Origin of the sequence: Pseudoclavibacter sp. AY1F1, assembly GCF_002931075.1 — a bacterium.
Classification (GTDB): Bacteria; Actinomycetota; Actinomycetes; order Actinomycetales; family Microbacteriaceae; genus Pseudoclavibacter.
Map to the genome: position 1 here is coordinate 1 of NZ_PSTQ01000025.1, position 7,277 is coordinate 7,277.

The window sequence follows — 7,277 nt, forward strand, 5'->3', positions numbered from 1 at the left end:
CGCCCAGTCCGCCCGCCCAGCCCGCCAGTCCGGCCTCGCCAAGCAGCGCTCTTGTGCGAGCACAGCCTCTCCGCGCGCGCCCCGGCTACCGTTGCAGCATGACAACACCACTCGCCCCGACGCTTGAGATCCAGCGGACGCTCTGGGTGTGGTGCGGCGTCTACGTGTCGGCCTGGGTGAGCGGGCTACTGGTCGGCGCCCCCGACGTCGCCCCCAGCGACAGCTCAGCCACCATCGCTTCGGCCTACGCCACCTCGCCGAGCGTGCTCGTCAACGCGGCCCTCGTGCACGGCCTCGCCGCCGTCGCCCTCTACGGACTGTCGACCCTGCTCGGTAGCGAGCGGATGCGCAAAGCCACCCGCGGTGCCGGCCTGGCAACCCTCGTGCTCTCGCTTGTGCAGCTCAGCGGCGAGGCGCTCCTCACCTTCGGGCTCGCATCCGACGGAGCAGCGGGCGTGATCGGTCTCGACTCCGGACAGATCTGGGCGGCTATCCAGGTCGTCGACGGTGTGAAGATGCTGGCGCTCGCTGCACTCGTGCTGTTCGTCCTCTTCGGTCAGGCCCGGCGCGTGCTCTGGGCGACACTTGTCAGCGGCGCGACCGTCCTCGCGCTCCTCGTTTCGGCCGCCGGCCACCTGACGCTGATCGCGCCCCTCATGACCGCCGCCTACGTCGCGTTGCCGCTGCTCCTGATCTGGGCCGTCGTCGCCGCACTGCGCTTCGGCACACCGATCACCGCGCCAGAAATCACGCAGGCCAGCTGACCGCCTGCACAAATCAACAGCGCCGGAGAGCCGCGCCGCCCAAGCCCGAGTGGGCTTGACCAGCGCCGAGACGCGTGGGTGCGAACCGCTGATGCAGTCCACGCAGCCGCTGATGCAGTCCGCGCAGCCGCCGCACGACTGCCGCGAGTGCATCCACCACCCCAACGAACCCCGCAGCCCGAACCTGCCCGGCGGTCGCGACACGACCCCCGCACCTCGACCCCCGCACCACGAGCCCTGCACCACGAGCCCTGCACCTCGAGCCCTGCACCCCGAGCCTCGCACCTCGCACAGGCTCGGCGGTGTCTACTCGAGCCCCCGTCGGCCTGGCTTCCTCCTACGACCGGATCGCATCGATCACGTTGCTGCGCGTCGCTATGACGGCGGGGATGAACCCTGCGAGCAGCCCGACCCCGACGCTCACCACGATGCCGAGCACCGCCGCATCCACCGGGAACGGCACCGAGTCGGTGAGTCCGAGCCCGCCAGTGATCGCCTGCTGGACCAGCGGATTCTGAAGCGTGACGATCGCGCAGCCGATGCCGACGATGCCCGCGAGCAACGTGCCGACAACGCTCTCGAGCAGGATCGAAAAGAACACGCGCCCGCCCGTTGCTCCGAACGAACGCCGGATGCCGATCTCCCGCACCCGCTGCTTCACCGTCACGATCGACAGGTTCACGAAACCGATCGTGCCGACGAGCAGCACGATGCCGCCGACCGCAGTCACGAGGATCTGGACCGCGAGGAACGGGTCGTCGCCCCACGACAGGTAGTCGGTGCGCTGCGCCTCGACCGCGCCGCCCTCCCCGAGAGCCGCCTTCAGGTCGCGAACGATCTGGCTCGACAACTCCTCATGGTTCTCGAGCGGCAGCCACAGCTCGTAGGTCGGGAAGGTCGCCGAGGAGCTCTCGTCGCCGCCCATGGACGGGTCGGCGTAGAACCCGCCCATCATTCCGCCGCCCATCATTCCGCCTCCCGAGCTGGCGCCGATGAGGTGCTGCGCGTCGCTCAGCACGTACAACTGCTCCGGGTAGTCGGGGTAGATGTTGGCGGAGACGCCCACCACGACGGCCGTCGTCGGCGCTGACCCGGCGACCTGAAGCGTCGGATGCTCGCCCATCGAGGGATTCCCCAGCCGGTTCCACATGGTTTCGTTGATGACCACGGCCGGCGCGAGGCGATCCGTGTCGGCGGCGGTCAGCCAGGCACCCTCCAGCAGCTTCACCCGGTGCATCTCACCGAACGGCGGGTCGACGATCATCGATTCGACATCGGCGACCCCGTCGATGAACTGGATGCGCGTCGACCCGTACCCGGACGTCGACTGGTAGGTGATGCCGTACCGCTCTATCGCGGCGGCATACGCGGCCTCGTAGATCGCCACCTTCTCGTCGGTGGCCTCACTCGAAACCATGAGCTGGTAGCTCGCCGGTCGCCCACTCGAGCGCTCGGAGACCTCGATCGACGACTGCCTCGTGATCGACCCGAGCCCGGTCACGGCAACGATCGCGAACACCGCGATGCCGATGCCGACAAGCGCGAGCGTGACCCGAACGCGGTGCACCCGAAGTTCATCCCAGGCTTCGATGAAGGCGCCGGCGACCTGCGTGAACCAGTTCATGCGGTTCTGCCTTTCGCGAGCGATATGCCCTCGGGGCCGCTCTCGTTTCCCGCGGGAAGCGTGCTCGAATCCGACGGAACCAGCACACCCGCGTCGAGTCGGAGCATCCGGTCGGCGCGGGCCGCGACGCTCTCGTCGTGCGTGATCGTGACAAGCGCGGCCCCTGTCTCCTTGGAGATGTCGGCAAGCAGCGTCATGACGCGCGCGCCGGTCTCGACGTCGAGCGCGCCGGTCGGCTCGTCTGCGAGGATCACCCGCGGGCGCCGCACGATGGCGCGCGCGATCGCGACGCGCTGCTGCTCGCCGCCCGAGAGCCTCGTCGGGAGGGAATCGAGTCGGTGGTCGAGCCCCACGTCAGTGAGGGCCTCCCGGGCGAGCGCGTCTCGCCGCCAGAAGGAGCGGTCGCGCGCGTAGAGCAGCGGCATCGCGACGTTCTCCGTTGCCGTGCGCCCCTCGAGCAGGTTGAACTGCTGGAAAACGAAGCCGATCTGAGCACCGCGCATCCGGTCTCGTGCTCGCAGGCGCAGTGCAGCAGTGGGCTTGCCATCGAAGAGCAGTTCGCCGCTCGTCGGCGCGTCCAGGAGCCCGAGGATGTTGAGCAGCGTCGACTTGCCCGAGCCGGAACGGCCGACGATCGAGAGATGCTCGCCCTCCTCGATCTGCAGGTTCACGCCGCGCAGGATGTGCAGCTCGCTGTCGTCGGCCGCCCGCACCGACTTCGAGATATCGCGGAGCTCGATGAACGCCATGTCAGCCGCCCAGCATTCCGCACACCTCGGTGCCGCTCATCGGATCGATGAAGCAGTCCTCTGGGCTCGCCTGGTCGGCACCCGGCACGAACTCCAGCACGATGTCGGTCTCGGAGACCCCCTCGGTGATCTGCACGAGCGTGCCGTCGGTGAGGCCGAGCTTCACATCCCGCTCCTCGATGGCGCCGTCGGCTCCCTGCACGAACACGATGCCCGTCTCGGCCTGCCCCTTCACTGCCGTGATGGGCAGCGTGAGCACGTTCTCGGCGACCCCGCCGTGCAGCACGACGTTCGCTTCGAGACCGGGGAAGACGGTCACCTCGGCGGGAACCCGGCACGTCACCGTCGTCGTGTCCGTCGTCTCGGCGGCACCGGATGCGCCGCTCGGATCCTGGGCGGCGCTGCTGCTCTTCGCTGCGGCACCAGACGCGATCCGCAGCTCCGTGCACGTGAACGGAGCGGGGCCCGCCGTGATCGTGACCTGCGCATCCGTCGGCGTCGTCGCGAGACGGTACAGCTGAGCGGGCGGGATGGTGCCCTTGACGATGAAGCTCGCCGGCGTGATCGACACGGGGGCCTCGCCCACAGACACCTGCTGCTCAGCGATGAGGTTCAGCTTCGTGATCGTGCCGGCTGTCGGGGCCACGATCTCGTTCCACTCGTACTCCGGTTCTGCGGCGGGAGCAGTCTGGGTTTCGCCGTTCGCATCCGGCGCCGTGGGGGCTGCGGCAGGCGGCGTCTTCTCGTTGCGGATCGACGCGAGCACGTCGCCCGCCTCGACGCGAGCGCCCTGCGTCGCGTACACCGCGTCGATCGTGCCCATCATGGGGACTTTCGCGTCGACCGCGGCCGACTCCTGCACGTTCGCCGTCAACGTGACGTCGTTGGTGATCGTGCCAAGCACGGGGCTGATGGTCGGCTCGACGATCTCCCCAGTCGGGATGGCCGCCGACTCCTCGGGCGTCGAGCTGAAGAACGCGATCTTGACCAGGGCAACCGCGATGACGGCCACCAGGAGAATCTTGATTCCAGGCCAGATCCAGGACTTCCACACGCGCACGCCGAGCTCCAATCTGTCCGCGTCGCGGTAGCGCGACGAGATCCGCGGGTTACGGCAGCCCGATCCGGCCATCGACCCCGGGCACAAGGTAGCAGGGGCCAACGACACTGGGCGGGCGCATCCTGGACCCGGGGGAGTCACCCCTGCGACAATGAGACGTGACCACTTCACCTCCTGACCTCGGCCTGCTCCTCGACGTCGACGGCCCCATCGCGAGCCCAGTGACCCGCACGATCGCGATCCCGAGCATCCTCGACGACCTCGTCACGCTTGCAGCGGCGGGAGTCCCCATCGCGTTCATCACGGGACGCTCCGAAGAGTTCATCCGCGAGCGAGTCATCGAGCCGCTCTTCGAGAACGGACTCGCCGAGGCGCTGCGGCAGCCGGGCGCCCGCATGTTCGGCGTGTACGAGAAAGGCGGAACCTGGTCGGCGATTTCACCCGAAGGGATGAGCGAGCTGCAGATCGACGAATCCGTCGTGCCGCCGACTGCGTACGTCGCCGCGATCCGTGAACTCGGTGAGGGCGAGTTCAGCGACGTCCTCTTCTTCGACGAGACGAAGAAGGCCATGATCTCCGTCGAGCAGCGCACCGACGTTAGCTCGGGGGCGTACCTCGAACGGCAGAAAGCCTTCGACGACGCCGCATTCGAGCTCGCCGCGCAGCAGGGGCTCGGCATGCGCCACGGCGACCGCGAGGCACCGGATGCACAAGGCCTCGTCCCGTACCGCATCGACCCGACGATCATCTCCACCGACATCGAATCGGTGAAGCTCGACAAGGACCACGGCGCGCGGCGCGCCCTCGCGGAGTTCGCCGAGGCCGGTCCGCTCCCGAGGCGCTGGCGCTCCGTCGGCGACTCCCGCAGCGACTACAAGATGGCCGACGAGCTGCACGCCACCGGCTACGACGCCGCTCACGTCGACGTCCGCCCCGCCGACGGGATCCTCGAGAAGGACTACGAAGTCCTCACCTTCGGGGACCTCATCCACGACGAGGCGGGCGCCGCGTTCCTACGCGCATGCGTGCGCGAGCTCGGCCTGGACGGCTAAGCCGCGCGGGCTGTCTTGCTCTCCAGCAGGCACAGACATGCGAGAAATGCAGGCTCGTTCCGCGATGAACATGCGTGTCCCGTAGGTCTGTGCGGCGGCGTCGCCTGGTGTGACCTGTTCTGCCAGAGTTAGCGGATGCAGAACTTGGGGGAGAGGGCCAGTGCGCGTCAAGCGGCCACGGTTATCGGCGCGGCAGTTGCACTGCTAGTGGTGACCACGGTGCTGCTCGTGCCGCATGAAGGCTGGGGCATGTGCATGTTCTCCGACTCCGAGCCCGCTGGCGGCTTCGATCTCGGCTGGTACGTCGGCTTCGGCGTGCAACTCGGTGGTTGCTCGACCGCGTGGACATCGCTCGTCGGCATCCCGACCGGCTATGTGCTGTGGGCCGGCGTGCAGATCCTGGTCATCGCCGCCGCAGTCTTGGCCCAGGCCCTGCTGCTTGGCCGTGAAGCGAAGCGCGTGCCTGAGCGTTCGGGGTGTCCGCAGGAGCGTTCGGGTCACCCGTAAGAGCTGCCGGCGTGGTGCTGATGGGCTCGGCGGGACTCGGCCCCGCGGTGCGGCTCCGCACGGCACAGCTGAGCTCGGCAGGGTGCTTAGTCAGGCGCTTAGTCAGGCGCTCAGTCGGGTGCTCAGCCCAGCGTGATCCTCAGCGCTGCGGCGACTTCACGTGCCCGCGCCCGGGCCTCGTCGACGTCGGCGCCGCGCGCGAGGGACACAGCCACCCGGCGCTTACCCGCGACGTTCGGCTTCCCGAAGAGCCGCAACTGCGACGTCGGGACCGCGAGTGCAGCATCCACGCCCGCGACGACCGGCACGCCGGTGCCCTCGGCGAGCACGGCGCAGGACGCGGCCGCCGGTTCCCCTGAACCCGCGCCGATGCGCAGCGGCTCCGACACTGGCAAGCCGAGGACCGCGCGGGCGTGCAGCGCGAACTCCGACACATCCTGCGAGACGAGCGTCACAAGTCCCGTGTCGTGCGGCCGCGGCGACACCTCCGAGAAGAGCACCTCATCGCCGACGATGAACAACTCGACGCCGAACAGACCGTAGCCGCCCAGCGCATCCGTCACCCTCTTCGCGACGGTCTTCGCCTTCTCGAGCGCAGCCTCGGGGAGCGCCGCCGGCTGCCACGACTCGCGGTAGTCGCCGTCGACCTGCGTGTGCCCCACCGGCTCGCAGAAGACCGTGCCGTCGACGTGGCGCACCGTGAGCAGCGTGATCTCCGAATCGAACGGCACGAAGCCCTCGACGATGACCCGACCGCGACCCGTGCGCCCGCCCTCCTGCGCGTAGTCCCAGGACGCCTGGATGTCGTCGGGCTCGCGGATCACCGACTGGCCCTTCCCCGACGAAGACATGACGGGCTTCACGACGCACGGCAACCCGACGGCCTCGATGGCCGCGCCGAACTCAGTGAACGTGTCCGCGAAGCGGTACGGCGACGTCGCGAGGTTCAGTTCCTCGGCAGCCAGGCGCCGGATGCCCTCACGGTCCATCGTGAGCTGCGTCGCCCGGGCCGTCGGTACGACGCGCGTGCGCCCCTCCGCTTCGATCTCGGCGAGCACCTGGGTCGCGATCGCCTCCACCTCAGGGATCACGATGTCCGGATGCTCGAGCGCCAGCACCGCACGCAGCGCCACGGGGTCGAGCATGTCCACGACGTGGCTGCGGTGCGCAACCTGCATCGCGGGGGCGTTCGCGTAACGGTCGACGGCGATCACCTCGACGCCGAGACGCTGCAGCTCGAGCGCGACCTCCTTGCCGAGTTCGCCAGCGCCGAGCAGCAGCGCGCGCGTCGAAGCGGGGGTGAGCGGGGTGCCGAGGGTGCCATCCGTCATGCAGGCATTCTCCCACCGCCACGTTTCGGGCGGGCGCGTCGCGCAGGAGCTCTCTCAGCTGATCCCTTGCCGCTGAGCTCTTACCGCTGAGCTCTTGCGTCTGCTGCCCTCCCCGATGGCGAAGCGCTGAGGCCCGGGGCGGCGGGTGAGTGCCTTGAGAGGGGGGAACGAGAGTGCCAGGGGGAGAGGG

7 protein-coding genes are annotated in these 7,277 nt (G+C 68.9%); 3 read left to right on the forward strand and 4 right to left on the reverse strand.

The genetic code is table 11. The features are described from left to right. Positions 1–98 precede the first annotated feature (98 nt). Positions 99–764, forward strand: a complete 666-nt coding sequence (locus tag C5B85_RS18805; RefSeq protein ID WP_104287541.1) for a hypothetical protein — start codon at positions 99–101, stop codon at positions 762–764. 337 nt (positions 765–1,101) lie between these two features. Here the strand turns inward: C5B85_RS18805 and C5B85_RS18810 are convergent, their stop codons facing one another. From C5B85_RS18810 to C5B85_RS18820, 3 genes are read right to left on the reverse strand one after another with little or no spacing between them, the layout of a single operon-like run. Beyond that, on the reverse strand, positions 1,102–2,388 hold the full coding sequence (locus C5B85_RS18810) for an ABC transporter permease (RefSeq protein ID WP_104287542.1): 1,287 nt from the start codon (positions 2,386–2,388) through the stop codon (positions 1,102–1,104). Further along, a complete protein-coding gene (locus C5B85_RS18815) occupies positions 2,385–3,137 on the reverse strand; it encodes an ABC transporter ATP-binding protein (RefSeq protein ID WP_104287543.1) in 753 nt (250 codons plus the stop codon). Before C5B85_RS18815 ends, C5B85_RS18810 begins: the two co-directional genes overlap by 4 nt. A gap of 1 nt (position 3,138) precedes the next feature. Beyond that, on the reverse strand, positions 3,139–4,197 hold the full coding sequence (locus tag C5B85_RS18820) for an efflux RND transporter periplasmic adaptor subunit (RefSeq protein ID WP_181064512.1): 1,059 nt from the start codon (positions 4,195–4,197) through the stop codon (positions 3,139–3,141). Between the two features lie 158 nt (positions 4,198–4,355). Here C5B85_RS18820 and C5B85_RS18825 point away from each other — a divergent pair, with 158 nt between their 5' ends. Both C5B85_RS18825 and C5B85_RS18830 read left to right on the forward strand, forming a co-directional pair. Next, positions 4,356–5,249, forward strand: coding sequence for a hypothetical protein (locus C5B85_RS18825; protein WP_104287545.1), 894 nt, complete (start codon positions 4,356–4,358; stop codon positions 5,247–5,249). Positions 5,250–5,459: 210 nt separating this feature from the next. After that, positions 5,460–5,756: a hypothetical protein gene (locus tag C5B85_RS18830; protein WP_146078039.1), complete on the forward strand. Its 297-nt coding sequence runs from the start codon at positions 5,460–5,462 to the stop codon at positions 5,754–5,756. A gap of 122 nt (positions 5,757–5,878) precedes the next feature. Here C5B85_RS18830 and purT read toward each other — a convergent pair whose 3' ends face one another. Next, positions 5,879–7,087: a formate-dependent phosphoribosylglycinamide formyltransferase gene (gene purT / locus C5B85_RS18835; protein ID WP_104287547.1), complete on the reverse strand. Its 1,209-nt coding sequence runs from the start codon at positions 7,085–7,087 to the stop codon at positions 5,879–5,881. Positions 7,088–7,277 lie beyond the last annotated feature (190 nt).

Coding starts and splice junctions, on each gene's coding strand:
- purT (WP_104287547.1), bottom strand. CDS start 7,087: ATGACGGATGGCACCCTCGGCACCCCGCTCACCCCCGCTTCGACGCGC.
- C5B85_RS18815 (WP_104287543.1), bottom strand. CDS start 3,137: ATGGCGTTCATCGAGCTCCGCGATATCTCGAAGTCGGTGCGGGCGGCC.
- C5B85_RS18805 (WP_104287541.1), top strand. CDS start 99: ATGACAACACCACTCGCCCCGACGCTTGAGATCCAGCGGACGCTCTGG.
- C5B85_RS18810 (WP_104287542.1), bottom strand. CDS start 2,388: ATGAACTGGTTCACGCAGGTCGCCGGCGCCTTCATCGAAGCCTGGGAT.